The organism is Pseudomonas sp. AC247 (assembly GCF_979258015.1).
The window spans coordinates 4,387,355-4,406,093 of sequence record NZ_OZ409829.1 but is presented as its reverse complement, the minus strand read 5'-3'; the positions used below and the strand labels follow the sequence as shown (position 1 = coordinate 4,406,093).

At 61.1% G+C, this 18,739-nt stretch carries 22 protein-coding genes; all 22 read left to right on the top strand.

Translation table 11 applies throughout. The features are described 5' to 3' along the window. Positions 1 to 23: 23 nt before the first annotated feature. Positions 24 to 2,204, top strand: a complete 2,181-nt coding sequence (locus ACZZ0B_RS20070; RefSeq protein WP_463546075.1) for a phage tail tape measure protein — start codon at positions 24 to 26, stop codon at positions 2,202 to 2,204. Beyond that, entirely contained in the window at positions 2,204 to 2,587 is a 384-nt protein-coding gene (locus ACZZ0B_RS20065) for a phage tail protein (RefSeq protein WP_440093516.1), read from the top strand. The genes ACZZ0B_RS20070 and ACZZ0B_RS20065 overlap by 1 nt, the downstream gene beginning before the upstream one ends. Continuing rightward, positions 2,580 to 2,792: a tail protein X gene (locus ACZZ0B_RS20060; RefSeq protein ID WP_440093518.1), complete on the top strand. Its 213-nt coding sequence runs from the start codon at positions 2,580 to 2,582 to the stop codon at positions 2,790 to 2,792. The genes ACZZ0B_RS20065 and ACZZ0B_RS20060 overlap by 8 nt, the downstream gene beginning before the upstream one ends. A gap of 9 nt (positions 2,793 to 2,801) precedes the next feature. Then, positions 2,802 to 3,827, top strand: a complete 1,026-nt coding sequence (locus ACZZ0B_RS20055) for a phage late control D family protein (RefSeq protein WP_463546074.1) — start codon at positions 2,802 to 2,804, stop codon at positions 3,825 to 3,827. Between the two features lie 150 nt (positions 3,828 to 3,977). Further along, positions 3,978 to 4,562, top strand: a complete 585-nt coding sequence (locus tag ACZZ0B_RS20050) for a phage tail terminator protein (protein WP_463546073.1) — start codon at positions 3,978 to 3,980, stop codon at positions 4,560 to 4,562. Then, positions 4,559 to 4,741, top strand: coding sequence for a DUF2635 domain-containing protein (locus tag ACZZ0B_RS20045; protein WP_008077130.1), 183 nt, complete (start codon positions 4,559 to 4,561; stop codon positions 4,739 to 4,741). Before ACZZ0B_RS20050 ends, ACZZ0B_RS20045 begins: the two co-directional genes overlap by 4 nt. Then, entirely contained in the window at positions 4,741 to 6,237 is a 1,497-nt protein-coding gene (locus tag ACZZ0B_RS20040) for a phage tail sheath subtilisin-like domain-containing protein (protein ID WP_158830763.1), read from the top strand. Before ACZZ0B_RS20045 ends, ACZZ0B_RS20040 begins: the two co-directional genes overlap by 1 nt. A 67-nt stretch (positions 6,238 to 6,304) precedes the next feature. Further along, positions 6,305 to 6,652, top strand: a complete 348-nt coding sequence (locus ACZZ0B_RS20035) for a phage tail tube protein (protein ID WP_007908779.1) — start codon at positions 6,305 to 6,307, stop codon at positions 6,650 to 6,652. Next, positions 6,649 to 6,945 (top strand): phage tail assembly protein, encoded by a 297-nt coding sequence (locus ACZZ0B_RS20030; RefSeq protein ID WP_007908778.1) that lies wholly within the window; start codon positions 6,649 to 6,651, stop codon positions 6,943 to 6,945. Before ACZZ0B_RS20035 ends, ACZZ0B_RS20030 begins: the two co-directional genes overlap by 4 nt. A gap of 130 nt (positions 6,946 to 7,075) precedes the next feature. Next, positions 7,076 to 8,851, top strand: a complete 1,776-nt coding sequence (locus ACZZ0B_RS20025) for a phage tail tape measure protein (RefSeq protein WP_463546072.1) — start codon at positions 7,076 to 7,078, stop codon at positions 8,849 to 8,851. Further along, positions 8,838 to 10,073, top strand: a complete 1,236-nt coding sequence (locus ACZZ0B_RS20020; RefSeq protein ID WP_008077137.1) for a DNA circularization protein — start codon at positions 8,838 to 8,840, stop codon at positions 10,071 to 10,073. The genes ACZZ0B_RS20025 and ACZZ0B_RS20020 overlap by 14 nt, the downstream gene beginning before the upstream one ends. A gap of 3 nt (positions 10,074 to 10,076) precedes the next feature. Next, positions 10,077 to 11,123 carry a phage baseplate assembly protein gene (locus ACZZ0B_RS20015; protein WP_008077140.1) on the top strand — a complete coding sequence of 349 codons (1,047 nt, stop codon included), beginning with the start codon at positions 10,077 to 10,079 and terminating at the stop codon, positions 11,121 to 11,123. Between the two features lie 114 nt (positions 11,124 to 11,237). Beyond that, positions 11,238 to 11,747: a phage baseplate assembly protein V gene (locus tag ACZZ0B_RS20010; RefSeq protein WP_008077143.1), complete on the top strand. Its 510-nt coding sequence runs from the start codon at positions 11,238 to 11,240 to the stop codon at positions 11,745 to 11,747. Next, complete coding sequence (locus ACZZ0B_RS20005) at positions 11,747 to 12,145, top strand: phage GP46 family protein (protein ID WP_008077144.1); 399 nt, start codon at positions 11,747 to 11,749, stop codon at positions 12,143 to 12,145. The genes ACZZ0B_RS20010 and ACZZ0B_RS20005 overlap by 1 nt, the downstream gene beginning before the upstream one ends. Continuing rightward, positions 12,135 to 13,178, top strand: a complete 1,044-nt coding sequence (locus ACZZ0B_RS20000) for a baseplate J/gp47 family protein (RefSeq protein WP_463546071.1) — start codon at positions 12,135 to 12,137, stop codon at positions 13,176 to 13,178. The genes ACZZ0B_RS20005 and ACZZ0B_RS20000 overlap by 11 nt, the downstream gene beginning before the upstream one ends. Further along, a complete protein-coding gene (locus ACZZ0B_RS19995; protein ID WP_440093531.1) occupies positions 13,166 to 13,765 on the top strand; it encodes a YmfQ family protein in 600 nt (199 codons plus the stop codon). Before ACZZ0B_RS20000 ends, ACZZ0B_RS19995 begins: the two co-directional genes overlap by 13 nt. Before the next feature lie 14 nt (positions 13,766 to 13,779). Next, the gene (locus ACZZ0B_RS19990) at positions 13,780 to 14,931 is read left to right on the top strand and encodes a phage tail protein (RefSeq protein ID WP_158830770.1); all 1,152 of its coding nucleotides are present in this window, start codon (positions 13,780 to 13,782) and stop codon (positions 14,929 to 14,931) included. Beyond that, positions 14,928 to 15,443 (top strand): phage tail protein, encoded by a 516-nt coding sequence (locus tag ACZZ0B_RS19985; protein ID WP_463546070.1) that lies wholly within the window; start codon positions 14,928 to 14,930, stop codon positions 15,441 to 15,443. The genes ACZZ0B_RS19990 and ACZZ0B_RS19985 overlap by 4 nt, the downstream gene beginning before the upstream one ends. 136 nt (positions 15,444 to 15,579) lie before the next feature. Continuing rightward, positions 15,580 to 16,617: a phage tail protein gene (locus ACZZ0B_RS19980; RefSeq protein WP_463546069.1), complete on the top strand. Its 1,038-nt coding sequence runs from the start codon at positions 15,580 to 15,582 to the stop codon at positions 16,615 to 16,617. Between the two features lie 42 nt (positions 16,618 to 16,659). After that, positions 16,660 to 17,244: a tail fiber assembly protein gene (locus ACZZ0B_RS19975; RefSeq protein ID WP_008077152.1), complete on the top strand. Its 585-nt coding sequence runs from the start codon at positions 16,660 to 16,662 to the stop codon at positions 17,242 to 17,244. A gap of 82 nt (positions 17,245 to 17,326) precedes the next feature. Further along, positions 17,327 to 18,250, top strand: coding sequence for a glycine-rich domain-containing protein (locus ACZZ0B_RS19970; RefSeq protein ID WP_008077154.1), 924 nt, complete (start codon positions 17,327 to 17,329; stop codon positions 18,248 to 18,250). Next, positions 18,250 to 18,717, top strand: coding sequence for a phage tail assembly chaperone (locus ACZZ0B_RS19965; RefSeq protein ID WP_008077155.1), 468 nt, complete (start codon positions 18,250 to 18,252; stop codon positions 18,715 to 18,717). Before ACZZ0B_RS19970 ends, ACZZ0B_RS19965 begins: the two co-directional genes overlap by 1 nt. The last annotated feature ends 22 nt before the right edge of the window (positions 18,718 to 18,739 follow it).

The window sequence follows — 18,739 nt, the reverse complement described above, 5'->3', positions numbered from 1 at the left end:
GCGTGAAACAGGAGTAGAGCGGCATGGCAGACGATAACTATGGGTTGACGTTCGCGACGGTCAATCATGAGGTGCAAGTACCCGGCACCACGGCCACCATGAGGTCTCCAGCGCTGTCTGCGCGAGGCGCCGATGTGGCAGGTTCAGAGCCGACGTCGAAACCGGATGATGTATTTGCCGGGCTTGGTCTGGCGCTGGCAGATGCCACCGCCGAACTACGTCAGTTGACGGCCGAACAGGTTCAGCTCAGGGATGTGCTGGGGTCGATACACACGGTGTTGATGTCACAGCAATCGTTGCAACAGGCACTGAACGACCGACAAGCACAAATGGGCGGTACGGTCCTTGGCGCCGAGCAAAAAACTCCGAGTGCCAGGACCGCCACGCCTCCTTATGAACCTTTGCAGCCGGCCATCAATCTCGACGCCGCGATGGCGAGGCTGGATCTGGTCGTCGGGCTTGAAGGCGACCAACGCAAAACGTTGCAGGTCGCGCTGGAGAAGATGGCCACCGAGGCAAAGGTGGCTGCCGGCGGTACAACCGCGGTTGAGCTGGCAAGCATCAGCTACGCTGGCGCCAAGGGCGGGGTCGGCAATGATCGGTTGGATGCCGAAGGCAATATCGATCAAGCCGCCAGGCAAAACGACCTGATGGATTTCACCAGAGACACGGCGGTCACGGCGACTGCGTTCGAGATGAAACCACAGGATGCCGCGGATCTGTTGATCGGCTGGCGTACCTCGATGAGTCTCGATCGCGCGCAAACCCTGGATCTCGCCGACGCGACCAGTTTGCTCGACAGTCGATTGGCCGCTTCCGCCGCTGATATCGGTTCGATTCTGGGCACTTACGGCACCTCGGCAAAAGGCGCCGGAATGGCGCCCGAACAAGCCGCGGCGTTTTCTGCGGCGTTGCTTAACGCCGGGGTAAACAAGGCCGATGCGGGTGTAGCGTTCGAGAAAATCACGACGACACTGGCACTTGGCGATAAAGCTTCTGCAAGCCAGAAAGAGGCGTTCGCTCAGTTGCAGCTCGACCCCAAAGCCATGGCCGAGAAAATGCAGGGCGATGCTCCGGGCGCGATAATGGAGTTGCTCGAGGCCCTGAAGAAGCGCTCCCCCGATGAACAATCCGCGTTGTCGACAACGTTGTTTACGGTCAACCAACCGCTTCGGCAAATGCTCGAGAATACCGCTGAGGTGCAACGCGCCTTTGCACTCGTGGCGGATAAGAAACAGTACACAGGGGCGGTTGATCAGACTGCCCTGACACTTGCGGATACTTCGCAGGCACGCTGGAATATCTTCAGTGCGCAGAAGGATCGACTCTATTCATCCGCCGGCGATACCGTGCTGCCAGTGTTTGACTGCCTTGTGGAAAAAGTCGGAGGGGCAGCCGATGGTTTGAGTGAGGTGGCGGAAAAGGCCCCGGCACTCGCTGGCGCGCTGATCCTGATGGCAGCAGGATTGAAGGGTGGCAAGCCGCTGGGCACATTGGCGTCCCAAGCCGCCACGTGGACAGGCCCGGTAATGGCCAGCATCAGATCCGGGCTGGGCAGTCTCTCGGCCACTGCCGGATCCCTCGGTACGGCCGCCGTGAATCGTGCCAAATATCTGACCTCCGCTCCAGGCCGCAGCCTGATCAGTCAAGGTGCCCGGTTCGGCAGGGTGGCAGGGCCATTGAGCATGCCGTTGACGATGGTCGAAGCCGGTATGAAAGTCGTTGACGGCGTGGCCGAAGGTGATTCCAAAAAAGTCGCCGGCGGGGTGGGCATGGCAGCAGGTGGCTTGGCCGGTGGATATGCTGGCGCGAGCATTGGCGCCACGATCGGTACATTCATTTTGCCCGGCATCGGTACGTTAATCGGTGGTGCATTGGGCGGCGCCATCGGAAGTTTTTACGGCAGTCAGGAAGGGGGCGCTCTGGGTGAAAAGCTTGCAACACCAGCGCCCGATCAGCTTGCTCCACCGTCAGAAGTCAGCGCAGGCCTGAGCAGTGTGCAAGCGCAAAATCAGCAGAATCAGAATGTCACCTACGCGCCCGCCTTTCACTTCAGTGGCGGAGACCTGGTGAGCGCTGAAAAAGTGACCGCCATGGTCGCGCAGGTCATGCAGTCACATTTCATGTCTGACTTTACGCCTTTGATGAGCACCAACCCCCTCGCCACCCGCCGTGACGCAGCCCTGACCGATGGAGTCGCCTGATGAAACAACAAATGGCATTGGGCAGTTTCATCTTCGGCCTGTCCCGCAACTTCGCCTACAGCACGCTGGCGCGGAAGTCGGACGGTGGCTGGACGCAGTTGCCCATTCTCACCAGTAAACCCAAGTCCAGTCAGATTGGACAAAATCCGGAAACCCTGACCATCAGCGGCACCGCGATGTACGCCGTGGCCATGGAACGGCTCGATGAATTGCGCGCTCTTCAGGCACTGCGTGTGCCGTTGCCGTTGATTGACGGTATCGGTCGCAACTGGGGGTTGTGGCGGATCAACAGCGTTCAGGAAAACCAGAGCGAGGTCATCGATGACGGCACCGCGATGGTGATCAAGTGGGTACTCGAATTGGCGGAGTTCAACAATGCGTAAGGTCCGAAGCGTGGCCGGTGATTCGGTGAATCTGCTGCTCTACCGCGAAACCGGGCGCAGCGATGACGCTGCTGAAGAGGCCCTGTGGAAGCTCAACCCGACTCTGGCCGAGTACGGCCCTGTGCTGCCCGCTGGCATCTGGCTCGTGCTGCCTGAACTCGACAGCAAACCCGCCGCGAGCAAAGCGCTGACGGCTTGGGATTAAGGAGGTTGTATGGCACTGGGTTTTACCCCGGTCGTGCAGATTTATGGCGAAAACGCGGATCTGCTCAACCAGCGTCTGATCAGTTGGGAACACATTGATGCCGCCGGTATCGAGTCCGATCAGCTGACCCTGACCATTGATCTGGAAGGCCTGGAAGGGCTGCCGAAACTCGGCGGGAAAATCGGCCTGCTGGTGGGTTACCTGGAAATGGAAGAAATGGTCGACAAGGGCCAGTTCAAAGTCACTCGCCTGACGCCCACGCTGTTTCCGCTTCGCCTGACCCTGGTGGCCACTGCAGCGCCTTTTACCAAGGATGATGAAACCGGCTTCAAGCAGCGCCGCACCGCCAGTCATGGACCGACGACGCTCGGTCAATTGTTTAGCAAACTGGTGTCGCAGCATGGCTTTTCATCGCGTGTCGCAGCGGATGTGTCGTTGATCAAGATCGCCCACGTCGACCAGTCCAATGAAACCGATATGGGCTTTCTGACGCGGCTGGCGAAGAAGTACAACCTGGTCGCCAAACCTTATGGCGATGCGTATGTGCTGGCGCGGCCCGGTCAGATCAAATCAATCTCGGGCCAGAAACTGCAGGATGTGACGCTGTCGGTCACCCACGACAATCGTCCCGGCGACCAGGCTTTCATCAGCGCCACGCTGGAAGAGGCCGCCCGCGAGCAGGCCAAGGGCTGCAAGACCTGTTTTGTCGATGCTGTTACAGGCGTTTTGCATTGGGTCGAAACGGGACTTGCGCCGTTCAAGACCATCCGCCAGAAGCAACCCAATGAAGCCGACGCCATTGCCGTGGGAGAAGGCGAAGTGCGCAAAATGCTGCGGCAGAAGTTCAAGGTGAAGATCACCTGCCCGGGCGATCCGCGACTGGCCGCTGAAGGCCTGGTGCTGCTCGATGATACCTGGCCGGATTTCATGCGCGGGCGCTGGTCGATCGACAAGGTCACCGCCAGCGGTAATCGCGAGAACAGCTATCGCTGCCTGATCGATGCCAGCGGCCTCGATCCAAAGGCTGAAGACTGATCTCTCAACACCACAAATCCCTTGTAGGAGTGAGCCTGCTCGCGATTGCGGTGTGTCAGTCACCATCGACGCTGACTGCAAGTCCGCTATCGCGAGCAGGCTCACTCCTACATGAGTCCTGCGCAATTCTCATCATTCTGGAACATCCCCATGAAGATCACCCCGATCCTCACGCAGCTGCGTGGGCAGTGCCCTGGGCTTGCCAATCACATTTCGGTGGGCGTCGATCTGGCGTTGCTGCAAGGCAATCCCGATCTGCCAATGCCTTCGGCGCATGTTCTGCCGCTGGCGGATCTGGCCAGCACCAGCACTGCACAAAACCTCACCGCGCAACCGATTCGCGAGCGCTTCGAAATCGTCCTCGTGCTTGACGCCAGCGACGCTACAAAAGCGCTGGATCTGTTGCACGACCTGCGCGCTGAACTGTGGCGCGCGTTGGTGGGGTTCAAGCCGGACAAAGACTACAGCGCCATCGCCTATGACGGCGGTGAACTGGTCTCGATCAACAGCAGCCGCGTGTTCTATCGGCTGCGCTTTTTTGCCGAGTTCCAGCTCGGCCGCAATCTGCCGAGTCAGCCTGCGGAGAGTTGGCACGAACGCGAACTGGACGGTTTGTCGTCCTTTACCGGGGCCACCGTGCGGGTCGATGCGATCGACCCCGCCGACCCCAACCTGCAACGCCCGGGCCCCGATGGGCGCGTGGAACTGACTTTCTCTGGAGACGTAACCCCATGAGCAATCGCATCACCGTACTGCCGGCCGCCGGCCGTGTCGTACCTGACCCGGAGGCCGGCGATCTGCTGCCGCTCGAAGGCCGTGAAGTGCTGGACAGCGCCTGGTGGCGCCGGCGTCTGGCCGACGGCGATATCACAATCAAAACCGCAAAAGCGGCTAAACCACAGGGAGCCAAATAATGGCGATCGGATTCAGCAACATCCCCGCGGACATTCGTGTACCGCTGTTCTATGCCGAAATGGACAATTCGGCTGCCAATAGCGCGAGTTCGACTCTGCGTCGGTTGATCGTCGCTCAGGTCAACGACAACATTGCCCCGACCGAGGTCGGCAAACTGGTACTGGTCTCCAGCGTTGCACTGGCTAAAAGCATCGGTGGCCAAGGCTCGATGCTTGCCTCGATGTACGAGACTTTCCGCAAGGCTGACCCGATCGGCGAGATCTGGTGCCTGCCGCTGCACAACACCGAAGGCGCCATCGCCAAAGGCGTGTTGACCCTCACCGGCACCGCGACCCAGGCCGGTCTGCTCAATCTCTACGTCGGCGGCGTGCGGGTGCAGGCTACCGTAGTCAACGGCGCAACCGCTGCTCAGGCAGCCACGGCGCTGGCGCAGAAAATCAACGCCACGGCCGACCTGCCGGTGAGCGCTGCCGTTGCCGAAGGCGTAGTCACCCTGAACGCCAAATGGACTGGCGACAGCGGCAACGACATCAGCCTGCAATTCAATCGCCTGGGCAAGAGCAACGGCGAAGAAACCCCGGCCGGCCTGACCAGCGCCATCACCGCCATGACCGGCGGCGCCGGTGTGCCGGATCAGGTTGAAGCGATCGCCGCACTGGGTGATGAGCCATTCGAATTCATCGCGTTGCCATGGTCCGATCTGTCGACGCTCAATACCTGGCAAGCCGTCATGGATGACAGCACCGGTCGCTGGTCGTGGGCCAAGCAATTGTTCGGTCACGTCTACAGCGCCAAGCGCGGCACCGTCGGCACTCTGGTTGCTGCCGGCCAGGCACGCAACGACCAGCACATGACCATTCAGGCGCTGGAGCCGGGCGTTCCGCAACCGTTCTGGGTACAAGCTGCCGCACTGGCTGCACGCACCGCCGTGTTCATCTCCGCCGACGCCAGCCGTCCGACGCAAAGCGGCAGCCTGCCGGGTGTTGATCCGGCACCGGCCAGCGAACGCTTCACCCTGACCGAGCGTCAGTCGCTGCTCAACTACGGCATCGCCACCGCTTACTACGAAGGCGGCTACGTGCGCATCCAGCGCTCGATCACCACCTACCAGAAAAACGCTTACGGCCAGGCCGACAACTCCTATCTGGACAGCGAAACCATGCACCAGTCGGCGTTCATCGTCCGTCGTCTGCAAAGCGTGATCACCAGCAAATACGGCCGGCACAAACTGGCCTCCGACGGCACGCGTTTCGGCGCCGGCCAGCCGATCGTCACCCCGAGCACCATTCGCGGCGAGTTGATTGCGCAGTACGCCAAGCTTGAACTGGAAGGCCATGTCGAGAACGCCGAGCTGTTCGCCGAGCACCTGATCGTCGAGCGCGACGTGCAGGACCCGAGCCGCGTGAACGTGCTGTTCCCGCCGGATTACATCAACGGTCTGCGCGTGTTCGCACTGCTCAACCAATTCCGTCTGCAGTACGACGACGCGGCTTGATCAGCGCGTTTGACGACAAGCATTCAGCCCACCTCGCGTGGGCTTTTTTATTCAAGGGAGTAACACCATGGGTCAACTGATTGCAGGCACCTGCTACGTCAAGGTCGACGGCGCGCAACTGACTATCAATGGCGGCTGCGAAGCCCCGCTGATGGCCGTTAAACGCGAAACCGTCGTCCCCGGCTTCTACAAGGAAACCGACATCGCGCCGTCGTTCAAAGTGACCGCGCTGCACACCGCCGACTTCCCGCTGAAGAAGCTGATCGAAGGCACCGACATTACCGTCACCTGCGAATTCAGCAACGGCAAAGTCTACGTGCTGGCCGGTGCGTATCTGGTCGAAGAGCCAGTCTCCAAAGGCGATGACGCCACCATCGAACTGAAATTCGAAGGCATCAAGGGGACCTGGCAATGAGCGGCGCCGTGAAGCTTCAGGTTGCGATCGAAGCTCACGGCGAGCCCCTGACCGAACTCGTCCTGCGCCGTCCGACGGTGCAGGAAGTGCGAGCGATCAAGGCGCTGCCGTACAAGATCGACAAGAGCGAAGAAGTCAGCCTCGACATGGACGTGGCGGCCAAATACATCGCCGTGTGCGCCGGCATTCCGCCGTCGTCGGTCAACCAGTTGGATCTGGCTGACCTCAATGCGCTGAGCTGGGCCGTTGCGAGTTTTTTCATGAGTGCGGCGTCGGCGCCATCACCGACCTGATCGCCGTCGCCTATGACCTGGCCTGGTTCTGGAAGGTTGACCCCGAACAGATGATGGCCAGGCCACTGGATGTGCTCCGCGAATCGCTGGAGCACGCGCAACGGATCAACGCGATGCAGCAGGTGCAGTGATGGCAGACGAAGAAACCAAAGTGAAAACGCCGGTGCTGATCACCGGCATCGACGAACTGTCGCCCAAGCTCGGCGCCCTTCAGGCCAAGGTCGAGAGCTTCAAGAAAAATCTCGAACAGGCCGGCCTCGGCAAACTGGACATCAGCGGTCTGTTCAAGGGCGGCAGCGTGATCACGCCGTTCGTGGACGGGATCAAATCGGCGGCGGCGTTTCAGGGCAAATTGACCGAAGTCAGCGACACGGCAAAAACCGTCGACCTGCCCGCCACGCCGAAAGTCGCTGCACAGAACATGAACGTGTTCAGTGCCTCGATGGAGAAGGTTTCGGCGGCCGTCGACGCCGCGCTGGTGCCGGCGGTAGGGGCGTTGGTGGTCGGGCTGGAACCGATGCTGACGCAGGTCGGCAGCCTGCTCGCCGACAACCCGAAACTGGTCGAAGGTCTGGCGGCGGGGGCGATTGCCTTCTCCGCCATGCAAACCGCCGTCACCGGTATGACCCAGGTGATGGACGTCATGAGCATGGTGCTCAAGACCAATCCGATCATGCTGATCGCCATGGGCATCGCGGTAGCGGCCGGTTTGATTTATGCCAACTGGACGCCGATCAGCGCGTTCTTCAAGGGCCTGTGGGAGGGCGTGAAAAACCTCGGTGCGAGTGCGATGGCAACGTTGCGCTCGATCCTCGATTGGCGACCGCTGGATGCACTGGCGGCATTGTGGTCACCGATCGCGGGATTCTTCTCCGGGATCTGGGACAAGGTCAAAGCCGTCACTGCGCCGGTGATCGACTTCTTCAAGTCGGTGTTCTCCTGGACACCCGCCGGCATGATCATGGACAACTGGGCGCCGCTGACCGGGCTGTTTTCGGCGATCTGGGAATTGCTCAAGGCCTTGAGTGTGCCGGTGATGGCGTTCCTCAAAGGCCTGTTCGACTGGACGCCGTTGGGCATGATCATCAACAACTGGGGGGCGATCACCGGGTTCTTCGGCTCGATCTGGACGGCGCTGCAACCGGCGGCACAAGCGATCAAGGATTTCTTCGGCACGTTGTTCGACTTCTCCCCGCTCGGGATGATCGTCAATAACTGGGGCAGCATCGTCACGTTCTTCGAACCGATCTGGACCGCGTTGCAAACGTCGGCGCAGCAGATCAAAAGCTTCTTCCAGAGCTTGTTCGAATGGTCGCCGCTGGAACAGATCGCCATGTACTGGCAACCGATCAGCGAAGTGTTTTCGGCACTGTGGGGCGTGGTGCAAGCGCTGGCTGCGCCGGTGTTGGAGTTTCTGCACAACATGTTCGAATGGACACCGTTGGGGCAGATCATCAAGAACTGGGGGCCGATCACCGAATGGTTCGGCGAGTTGTGGCAAAAGCTGCAAACCGTCATCGCACCGATCAAAGAGCTGTTCGACGGTGGTTTTGCCGGACTGATCGCCAAGGTCACCGGCAAGGTGGAAACCTTCACCGAGGCACAACGCCAGACCAATGCCGAAGGCAAAGGCGAACTGGCCCCAGCGTTCTTCGGCGCGAACCCTCAGGCATCGAGCAACGGCACGCTACAGGGTGGATCGTTGCCACAGAGTTCCGGTGCCCTGATCCAGCAAAGCGCCGCCAACAACCGTACGCAACTCGAGGGCGGCCTGACCGTGCGCTTCGAAAATGCGCCGGCGGGGCTGCGCACTGATCAACCGCAAACCAATCAACCGGGCCTGGCGCTGTCGTCGCGCATCGGCTATCGCTCGCTGTCGGCAGGAGGTTCCAATGAATTGGCGTGACCGTTTGTTGCCGGCATCCTTTCGCGGTGTCGGTTTCTGGATCGATCAGGCGAAAACCCCGGTCGGTCGCAAAGGTCAGCTGCACGAATATCCGCAGCGTGACCTGCCGTATTTCGAGGACCTCGGCCAGCAGGCCAAGACCCACGACATCACCGCATTCATCATCGGCGCTGATTGCCTGGAGCAGCGCGACAAGCTGCTCAAGGCGTTGGAAGCGGGCAGCGGTGAGCTGGTGCATCCGTGGCTGGGACGGCTGCAAGTCAAGGTCGGCGAGTGCGACATGACCCACACCCGCCAGGACGGCGGGCTGGTGACTTTTGCGCTGAAGTTCTATCCCGACCAACCATTGCCGTTCCCGACCGCTACCGTCAGCACGCAGAAAGTCTTGTTGGTCAAGGCCGACTCCTTGCTGGGTTCGGCGGTGGCGCGCTTCGAACAGGCGATGACACTGATCAAGGCTGCGCGGATCGGCATCGCCAATCTGCGCAACAGCCTGACCGGGGTTTATGAGGTGATCAAAGAGCAGCTCAAACCGCTGATCGAGCAGTACAGGCAGATCACTGAACTGGTCAAGGCCGTCAAGGAATTGCCCAAGGAAGTGGCTGCGGAGTTCAAAGGTTTGCTCGGTGATATCAAGGAACTCAAGGCGTTCGCGAAGGAGGGCTACCGTGGCGTGATTGCCGACGTGTCGCAACAACTCGAAGCGATCCGCAAGGCCGATGCGCCGAAGATCACCACCGGCAAGGACACCAACGCAGCGGCGCAGGCCATGGCCGATCTGGTGCAAGACACGATGCTGGTCAAGGTCGCGCAATGGGTGGCGTCGATGCCAGTGGCGACAACCCCGGTGAAGCTGCAATCGACACCCTCGGTGGGGCAACAGGCGACAACGCCGGTGAGCCGCCAGGAAGTACCGGTCAGTGACGATATGAAAGCGCTGCGCGCGGCGGTGTCGGCGGCCATCGATCCGATGTTGGCGAAGGCCGGTCCGGCGCACTTTCAGGCGATCAACGATGTGAAAGAGGCCCTGGTGGCTCACCTCAAAGCGGTGGCTTCGTCCGGCGTGCGCCAGGTCAGCAAGGCGTTTCAGGAAAGCTTTCCGGCACTGGTCGTTGCCTACAAGCAATTTGGCGATGCCACGCGGGTCGATGAAATCACTCAGCGCAACGGGATTACCCATCCGGGATTCTCGCCCAACGAAGTCAAAGTGTCCGGGGAGTGAACCATGAGCGAGATGGATAACCGCGTCACGCTGACGGTCAACAACATGGAATACGGCGGCTGGAAAAGCGTGGAAATCACCGCTGACCTGGAGCGCCAGTTTCGCACCTTCAAACTCGACATCACTTGGCAATGGCCGGGGCAGGCCGTCGATCAGCGGATCAGCCCCGGCGATCCCTGTGAGGTGAGGATCGGCAAGGATCTGCTGCTCACCGGTTACGTGTTCAAGGCGCCGATCCGCTATGACGGCCGGCAGATCAGCCTGACCCTGGAGGGCAGCTCCAAGACTCAGGATCTGGTCGATTGCGCCGCCAGAAACCAGCCGAATCAATGGCAGGAGCAACCGCTGCTGAGCATCGTTCAGGCGCTGGCGATGGAGTACGGTCTGATGGTGGTCAATGAGATTCCCGAGACTGCACGGCTGACCAAACACACGATCGTGCCGGGTGAAACCGTGTTTCAGTCGATCGACCGTTTGCTCTCGCTGCTACGGGTGTTTTCTACCGATGACGAGCAGGGCCGACTGGTGCTGGCCAAGCCTGGCAGCGGCGGGCGCGCGAGCGATGCGCTGGAGCTGGGCAAGAATATTCTGTCGGCCAATGCGCCGATGGATCAGAGCCAGGTGTTTTCCGAGTACCGGGTGATCGGCCAGCAAAAGGGTTCGGACAAGAAGAGCGGGGCGGCGGTCAGCGAAGTTGAATCGACGGCCGCCGACCTGACCTTCAAACGTCGGCGCACCACGGTGATCAACGAAGGCACGCAACTGACCTTTGAGTTGGCGCAGCAGCGTGCCCAATGGGAAAGCGCCACCCGCATGGGCCGGGCTCAGACCACTACGTATCAAGTGCAGGGCTGGCGCCAGGCCAACGGCGATCTGTGGCGCCACAACACGCTGGTGCGGGTGAAAGATCCGGTGCTGGGGTTTGACGGCGACATGCTGATTTCCAAAGTCACCTATTCGTTGTCGGCCCAGGGTTCGGTGACCACGCTGCAAGTAGCGCCACCGCATACCTTCGATGCCAATCCCAGCCCTCCGAAAAAAACCTCATAGGCCCTGAAAAGATCGCAGCCTTCGGCAGCTCCTACCGGTGTACGCCGATCCTATGTAGGAGCTGCCGAAGGCTGCGATCTTTTGACGTCGGCCCGTTTCATACAGGAACCAAGCATGAGCCTACTGACACGCCTGCTGGCGCGCGGCACTGTCGTGCTCGCCAATTCGGCATCCAAGCTGCAATCGTTGCAAATGCGCCTCACCGCCGGCGAGGTCAATGACGACCTCGAACACTTCGAACCCTACGGTTTCACCAGCCATCCGCTGGCCGGTGCCGAAGGCGTCGTCACGTTCATCGGCGGCGACCGTTCCCACGCCATCGCCCTGGTCATCGCCGATCGCCGCTATCGCCTGCAATCGCTGGCCGCCGGTGAAGTGGCGATCTACACCGACGAGGGCGACAAAATTCACTTCAAGCGCGGACGGATCATCGACATCGACACCGCCACGCTGAACATCCGCGCCAGCAGCGCGGTGAACTTCGACACGCCGGTGATCAATCAGACCGGAAAAATCGTCTCCACCGGCGACCAGTTGGCCGCTGGCATCAGCCAGATCAAACATGTGCACGTCGGCGTCCAGGCCGGCAGCGGCCAGACCGGCGCGCCGGCAGGAGGCAAGTAATGTTGATCAGCCCGAACCTCCACGCCGCGCTGACCCGCGCCGTGCTCATCAGCCTGTTCACCTGGCGCCGTGCCGCCGATGACGACGCCCTCGACGACGAAGAGCGCTTCGGCTGGTGGGGCGACACGTTTCCCACCGTCGCCGACGATCGCATCGGCTCGCGGCTGTGGCTGCTGCGCCGGGTCAAGTTGACCCGACAGACCCAGATGGACGCCGAGTTCTATGCCCGCGAAGCCTTGCAATGGCTGATCGACGACGGTCATTGCAGCGCCATCGACATTCTCAGCGAACGCCTCGACGCCCAGCGCCTGAACCTGCGCACGGTCCTGACCCTGGCCGATGGCGAACGTCTGGACATCAACCCCGATAACAGTTGGCAGGTGATCTATGCCGTTTGAAACCCCTTCGCTGCCGGTGCTGATCAAGCGCACCCAAAGCGACCTGGCCGGCGATTCGCTGCGCCAGTCCGATGCGCAAGTGCTGGCCCGAACCCTCGGTGGCGCCGCTTATGGTCTGTACGGTTATCTCGACTGGATTGCCGAGCAGATCCTTCCCGACAAAGCCGATGAATCGACTCTGGAGCGCATCGCTGCGCTGCGCCTGAACCAGCCGCGCAAAGCCGCGCAGGTGGCCACTGGCAGTGTCAGCTTTACCGCCACTGCCGGTGCGGTGCTCGACGTCGATACGTTGCTGCAAACCAATGACGGGCGTACCTACAAAGTCACGGCGGCGCGCACCACGATCAACGGCAGCAACAGCACCACCATCGCCGCGCTTGACGCCGGCAGCCTGGGCAATGCCGACGCCGGTCTGGTGCTGACCCCGGTGCAGCCGATCACCGGCATCGTCAGCAGCAGTTTTGTCCTGCTGGCGCCGGGGCTCAACGGGGGTGTGGCGCGCGAAAGCCTGGAGTCGTTGCGCTCGCGAGTGATCCGTTCGTATCGGGTCATTCCTCACGGTGGCTCGGCCAGCGACTACGAAACCTGGGCACTGGAAGTGCCGGGCGTGACGCGGGCCTGGTGCCGCGGCGGCTTTCTCGGGCCGGGCACTGTCGGCGTGTACATCATGCGTGACGATGACCCGCAACCAGTGCCGAACGACGAGCAACTGGCCGAGGTGCAGGCCTACATCGAGCCGTTGCGCCCGGTCACGGCAGAAGTACACGTGCGTCCGCCGATTCAGGTGCCGGTGGTTTATCGCCTGAAGCTGACCCCCGACACCAGCGCCGTGCGCGCGGCCGTCGAAACCCAATTGCGCGACTTGCACAACCGCGAGGCTGACCTCGGCGAGGATCTGTTGATCAGCCACATCCGCGAAGCCATCAGCAGCGCGGCGGGTGAAACCGACCATGTGCTGAGCGCCCCGATTGCCAACGTTTCGGCCAACGACAGCGAACTGCTCACCTTCGGAGGTTGCGTATGGGGGGCATAAGAACTGCCGCGCAATATCAGGCGCAACTGCGCGCCTTGCTGCCCAGTGGCCCGGCCTGGGACCCGGAGCGTGTGCCGGAGCTGGAAGAAGTGCTGCAAGGCGTCGCGGTCGAACTGGCGCGCCTCGACGCCCGCGCCGCCGACCTGCTCAACGAGATGGACCCGGCCGGCGTCAGTGAACTGGTGCCCGACTGGGAACGGGTGATGAACCTGCCCGACCCGTGCCTGGGCGCCACCCCGTTGTACGACGATCGTCGCCTGGCCGTACGCCGGCGCTTGCTCGCGGTCGGCAGCCAGGCCGTCGGCTATTACCTCGAAATCGCCAAAAGCCAGGGCTATCCCAACGCCACCATCACCGAACTCGAAGCACCGCGCATGGGCCGTTCGCGTTTCGGCTCGGCACATTGGGGCACGTGGGAAGCGCAGTTCATGTGGACGCTCAACACCGGCGGGCGCCTGCTGCTCGGCCGGCGTTTCGGTGCGAGTTATTGGGGCGAGCGTTTCGGCGTCAACCCGGGCTCGGCGCTGGAATGCCTGATCCACCGCAGTGCGCCGGCGCATACCAAGGTGCACATCAATTATGACTAGGGAGGAATGACGGGATGGATTATCCGAACAGTGTGCCCAGCGCCGGTTTGGTGAATGGGAAATTTGTTGATGAAAACCCGATGACCGGAACCCCGGGATCGCTGATTCCGGCGGAGTGGGGCAACGGGGTGACGTTGGAGATTCTCAACGTGATCAATGCGGCTGGGTTGACCCCGGACGAGAAGAAGTACGATCAGCTGTTGCAGGCGATTCAGAGCGTTTCGGCCAAGGGCTGGAATCTGGATTCGGCGTTGCCGATCGGCTCGTTGCCAACCGCTACCGTGGCTACGGCAGACGGGCGATTGCCGATCACGCCGACGGCGTTTGCCACCAGTGGCGGGCGCTTATCAATTCTGCCGGGTGTGCTGGTCAGCCTCGGCCAGGAGGTGTTGGCCGGTCAGTTGGGACGGCCGCGCACTTTTACCACGCAAGCCTGGAGCAGCGGCGATCTGTTGCCCAACTCCGGTTACTTTCTGCGAGCGCAAGTGGTCGCCGGTGTGCTGACCTTCTACACGCAGCGCGGCATCATCTATGACGCCACGCCCGAGGGATTGAAGGGCACGATCAATGGTGCGGCGGGCGGTGGTTTTCAGTCGACGCCTTTGGATCTCTGTCTGGCGTGGGTGGTGACAGCCGGCCCCGGCTCAGTACCGATTGTCCGGCCGATGTATAACCGTAGCCGCTTGTCGTGGACGCAAACAATCAGCGGCAATGGCGTGGTGTACCTGCCACTGGACCCGCATGCCCGTGCCGCGCGTCTGGTTGTGGGCAATGCGACGCCGCATCCGACGCAAGTCACCGCTATGAATTTTGCTACACCCGGTTGGCTGGGCGCCAACTACTGTTTTCTCAACCCGAAGGCTGCCGCGTCGAGCAACTGGGATGGCTGGGCCATTGCGGGTGAGACGGTGCGGATTATCACCAACAACGAGGTGAATGACACAACCGTTTCGACATTGACCGCAAGCTTCGACCACAGCATGTTGCGTTCCCTGTGGCAGACCTATCAAGCCGAACACGCCTTGGGTGCCGATAACGGCACAAGTGACGAATTGCTGTTCAGCATGGGCATCAAAAACATTCTCCCGAGCGACTACGCCAACGGTATTGCGATCAACTTTGCAGCGGCGGTGAATATCAATCTTTCCTGGGAGTTGATCCGATGATCATCATTCAAGAACTGCATCAGTTCGAGGACGGCTTGCGCGCTGCACAACCTTCCCCGGCCCATGACTGGGATGGTGAAGCCTGGCACCTCAATGTTGGCAGAGTGGCCGAACTGGAGCTGCAAGACGCCGAACGCCTCTGCGACAAAATCGACGGCGTCGCGGACAGCGTCCGCACGGTGCTGGCGGGCGATCCGCTCAAAGCCATGGAATACGCCCAGGCAGCCGCTGACGCGCAGGCTTATCAAGACGCCGGTTACCCGAAAAAGGAAGTGCCGTTGTCGGTCGCTGCCTGGGTGGTCAAAGGTCGTACGGCCAAACAGGCTGCCGAGCAGATTCTGAGTAAGGCCGATCAATTGACCGACCATTTGCTGACGCTGCGTACGTTGCGCCTGAAGGCCAAGGCGCAGATTCGCGCGCAGGCGGGCAAGGGCAAGATGGCGCTGGCACGCAGTACCAGCGACGAAGCACTGGTGGCGATTCGCGAGCTGCTCGGCAATCAACTCAGCTAGTCGCAACGCTGCGAACCTGTTCCCCCAAGCCCACTTCACCGTGGGCTTTTTATTTTCAGAAAAAACATCGTAGCCGGCGCTCGGCAGCGACCGCTGCGTCATGGCTCATTTGTCATTTCAGAGAAACGAACACTCTATGGATTATCCAAAAAGCGTCCCCAGCGTCGGCCTGGTCGATGGCCGCTTCGTTGATGAAAACCCTGTGGCGGGCACGCCGGGCTCATTGATTCCGGCGGTCTGGGGCAATGCCGTCACAGAGGAAATACTCAGTGTGGTTTCCAGCGCCGGACTGGTGCCCACCGAAGGCGACAATCGCCAACTGCTCAAGGCCTTGCAGGCGCTGTTGGCTCTGGCCAGTCCGATGGGCTCCTCAGTGATCAATGTATCGACCTCCAAGGGGCTGACGGCCAGTGAACTCGGCCTTGTGTTGGTCAATGCCAGCAGTGGCGTGACGACCATCAGTCTGCCGGCCGCCGACGCTGCACTGGGTACTCGCGACGTCATCGTGCGCCGGGTCGACAACGCGTCTACCCGGTTGGTGGTCCGCGCCTCCGGCACCGACAAAATCAGATTCCACACGCACTTGGCCGCTGCCGGCTACCCGTTTTTCGTGCTGATGGGCTCGGGGGACTGGTGGCATCTGCGCAGCGATGGCGCAGGCAATTGGTGGCCGCTTGGACGGTTCGACAGCACGCCATTGGGCCGGACTGTGTTCGAGACCACGACGCAGCTCAACCCCGGCGGATATGGGCCGCTTAACGGGGCGGTATTCAGTCGCAGCGACTGGCCGTGGTTGTGGGATCACGCGCAGCAGTCCGGCGGACTGACCACCGAGGCCGCAAGGGGCGGGGCCGAAGGCGGCTGGACGAGCGGAGACGGCACCTTGACCTTTCGCGGGCCGGAAAGCCGGGGTGAGTTCATCCGGTTGAGCGACGAGGGCCGAGGAATCGACGTAGGGCGCTCGGTCGGCAGTTGGCAGGTCGACATGTTCCGCTCCCATCGCCATGAACTTAAAAGCGACATGCTGGGCGTGCCTTTGGTGGCGGCCCAGAACGCAGCACCGGATGCATTATTCAACCAAGCCAATATCAGTCTCGGATTTACCGAAAGCACCGGCGGTGTTGAAACGCGTCCGCGCAACATGGCCTATCCAGGCCGGATAAAACTTATCTGAGGCCCACTTCGGGCTTCTTTCATCAGCAAAAGGAAGTGAACAATGGATTACTACTACGTCGTAGACGAAACCAATCAGATCATCACCGGCCCGATCGACTTGCCAGTGACGCCGGGCCTCGGTATTCAAATACCCGGTAATGTGATTGTACTGACGGAGCTGCTGCCGGATCCCGAGGCGGGTTATGTCTGGGTTTGGCGCAATGCACAGGCCTCGCAGTTGATCGATCTGCGCAACCGCTTCTTCTATCGCAAGGACAACGGCAGCTATGTCTACTGGACCGAACTGGGTCCTGTGCCTGATTACCTGACGGCCAAGGTACGGCCAAACAGCTATTACTTCTGGAAGGATGATGACTGGGTACTGGACGTCGAAGCCGAACGTGCAGGCTTGGCCGCGCAGGCCGATGTCGAACGCGATAACCGCCTGCGTGAGGTGATCATTCGCGTCGCGCCGCTGCAATACGCTTATGACGTGGGCGAGGCCACCAGCGAGCAGTTGGCCTCGCTGCAAGCCTGGAAACGCCATGCCCTGAACCTGGCGCGTATCGAGCTGCAAGCGGGTTATCCGTCGGTCATCGAGTGGCCCACCGCACCGGCCAAATTCGTGATTTCACCCACCGTTTAACCTTCGATTCACTTACTGAAAAACTACAGGCGGCCCTGTGCTGCCGGCATTCGGCTGCCTGTAACACTGAAAAGGTTCTGACGTGGACTATCCAAAAACCATCCCCGGCGTTGGCCTGGTCAACGGCGGATTTATCGATGAAAACCCTGTGGCCGGAACGCCGGGGTCGTTGATTCCTGCTGCCTGGGGCAACAGCGTCACGCAAGAAATTCTCAACGCGATCAAGGCCGCGGGATTGACCCCTGATGAAGCCAGAACCGATCAGTTGGCCACGGCCATTGGCGCATTGGTCGACTTCACCAAGCTGAAAAATACCCCGACCACGCTCAGTGGTTATGGCATCACCGATGCAGTGGGGCGGCTGCTGGCTGTCAGGCAGATTGAAACAGTCGGGATCACCGTTTACATGCCCAACCCGAAAACCAAACGCATTCGTGTGCGCCTGGTTGGCGCGGGTGGTTCCGGTGGTGGGTGCGCACCGGTGCCGGCCAATAATCAAATCCTTGGCGGTGGAGGTGGCTCGGGCGCCTACGCCGAAAGCCTGTATGAGGTGACGCCACAAATGTTCGCCGGCGTACCGGTTTCCCTGGGCGCAGGTGGCGCAGTGAGTAACACCACAGGTCTGTCGGGTGGCGGCGCATCCTTCGGTTCTTACATGAGTGTTTCGGGAGGCGGTGGCGGTCAGAAACTGGCGATCGTCGTCACGGGCACCTCATCCGGATTCATTCAGGGCGGCGTGGGTGGTGCGGTGACTGGCGGCAATCTCTGCAGTGCCCGGGGCATCACCGGCGGATTTGGCATGAGTAATGCCAATTGGGGCCTGCTCTCCGGTTGCGGTGCGGCGAGTGCGTTCGATGGCGGCGGCCCGTTCACTGGATCAAACACGGTGGGCAATGCCGGCGTGCGGGGTTCGGGTGGCAGTGGCGCGTGCTCGGTCAACCCTTCTGCTTCAGTCGTCAGCGGCGCTGGCGGCAACGCCTTTTGCGAAATCTGGGAGTACGAGTAATGGCCGTTTATGCACGGATCGAAAATGGCGTGATCGTCGAACGGATCGACACCGGTGATTACGCAATCAGCGAGCTGTTTGCACCGTCGTTTGTCGAGTCGATGGTCCGCGTGCCAGACGACATGGCGGTCGACATCGGCGCACCGATGAGCGCGCTCACGCCAGCCATCGAGCCGCAGCCTGTCTTGCCGCTTGCCACTGTCGCGCCGGCGGCTGTTGTCTTGGAACAAGCGCCTGTGGCGCCAGAGCGTACTTGGCGCGAAGCGTCTCTTTCAGCGACCGAATGGTGTGTGACGCGTCATCGCGATGAGCAGGCATTGGGGCGTGGAACGACGCTCAAGGCCGCGCAGTATCTGGAGTTGCTGGAATACCGCCAGGCGCTGCGTGACTGGCCTGAGGCCAGCGGTTTCCCTGCAGTGGTTTCTCGGCCGACAGCACCGCAATGGTGGGTCGCCAATGCGGGTTGACGTCCGCGGTTTCAGGCATTTT

Coding starts and splice junctions, on each gene's coding strand:
- ACZZ0B_RS20040 (WP_158830763.1), top strand. CDS start 4,741: ATGGCGATCGGATTCAGCAACATCCCCGCGGACATTCGTGTACCGCTG.
- ACZZ0B_RS20000 (WP_463546071.1), top strand. CDS start 12,135: ATGCCGTTTGAAACCCCTTCGCTGCCGGTGCTGATCAAGCGCACCCAA.
- ACZZ0B_RS20055 (WP_463546074.1), top strand. CDS start 2,802: ATGGCACTGGGTTTTACCCCGGTCGTGCAGATTTATGGCGAAAACGCG.
- ACZZ0B_RS19975 (WP_008077152.1), top strand. CDS start 16,660: ATGGATTACTACTACGTCGTAGACGAAACCAATCAGATCATCACCGGC.
- ACZZ0B_RS19980 (WP_463546069.1), top strand. CDS start 15,580: ATGGATTATCCAAAAAGCGTCCCCAGCGTCGGCCTGGTCGATGGCCGC.
- ACZZ0B_RS20065 (WP_440093516.1), top strand. CDS start 2,204: ATGAAACAACAAATGGCATTGGGCAGTTTCATCTTCGGCCTGTCCCGC.
- ACZZ0B_RS19995 (WP_440093531.1), top strand. CDS start 13,166: ATGGGGGGCATAAGAACTGCCGCGCAATATCAGGCGCAACTGCGCGCC.
- ACZZ0B_RS19965 (WP_008077155.1), top strand. CDS start 18,250: ATGGCCGTTTATGCACGGATCGAAAATGGCGTGATCGTCGAACGGATC.
- ACZZ0B_RS20010 (WP_008077143.1), top strand. CDS start 11,238: ATGAGCCTACTGACACGCCTGCTGGCGCGCGGCACTGTCGTGCTCGCC.
- ACZZ0B_RS20020 (WP_008077137.1), top strand. CDS start 8,838: ATGAATTGGCGTGACCGTTTGTTGCCGGCATCCTTTCGCGGTGTCGGT.
- ACZZ0B_RS20050 (WP_463546073.1), top strand. CDS start 3,978: ATGAAGATCACCCCGATCCTCACGCAGCTGCGTGGGCAGTGCCCTGGG.
- ACZZ0B_RS19990 (WP_158830770.1), top strand. CDS start 13,780: ATGGATTATCCGAACAGTGTGCCCAGCGCCGGTTTGGTGAATGGGAAA.
- ACZZ0B_RS20030 (WP_007908778.1), top strand. CDS start 6,649: ATGAGCGGCGCCGTGAAGCTTCAGGTTGCGATCGAAGCTCACGGCGAG.
- ACZZ0B_RS19985 (WP_463546070.1), top strand. CDS start 14,928: ATGATCATCATTCAAGAACTGCATCAGTTCGAGGACGGCTTGCGCGCT.
- ACZZ0B_RS20045 (WP_008077130.1), top strand. CDS start 4,559: ATGAGCAATCGCATCACCGTACTGCCGGCCGCCGGCCGTGTCGTACCT.
- ACZZ0B_RS20005 (WP_008077144.1), top strand. CDS start 11,747: ATGTTGATCAGCCCGAACCTCCACGCCGCGCTGACCCGCGCCGTGCTC.
- ACZZ0B_RS20035 (WP_007908779.1), top strand. CDS start 6,305: ATGGGTCAACTGATTGCAGGCACCTGCTACGTCAAGGTCGACGGCGCG.
- ACZZ0B_RS20070 (WP_463546075.1), top strand. CDS start 24: ATGGCAGACGATAACTATGGGTTGACGTTCGCGACGGTCAATCATGAG.
- ACZZ0B_RS20060 (WP_440093518.1), top strand. CDS start 2,580: ATGCGTAAGGTCCGAAGCGTGGCCGGTGATTCGGTGAATCTGCTGCTC.
- ACZZ0B_RS20025 (WP_463546072.1), top strand. CDS start 7,076: ATGGCAGACGAAGAAACCAAAGTGAAAACGCCGGTGCTGATCACCGGC.
- ACZZ0B_RS20015 (WP_008077140.1), top strand. CDS start 10,077: ATGAGCGAGATGGATAACCGCGTCACGCTGACGGTCAACAACATGGAA.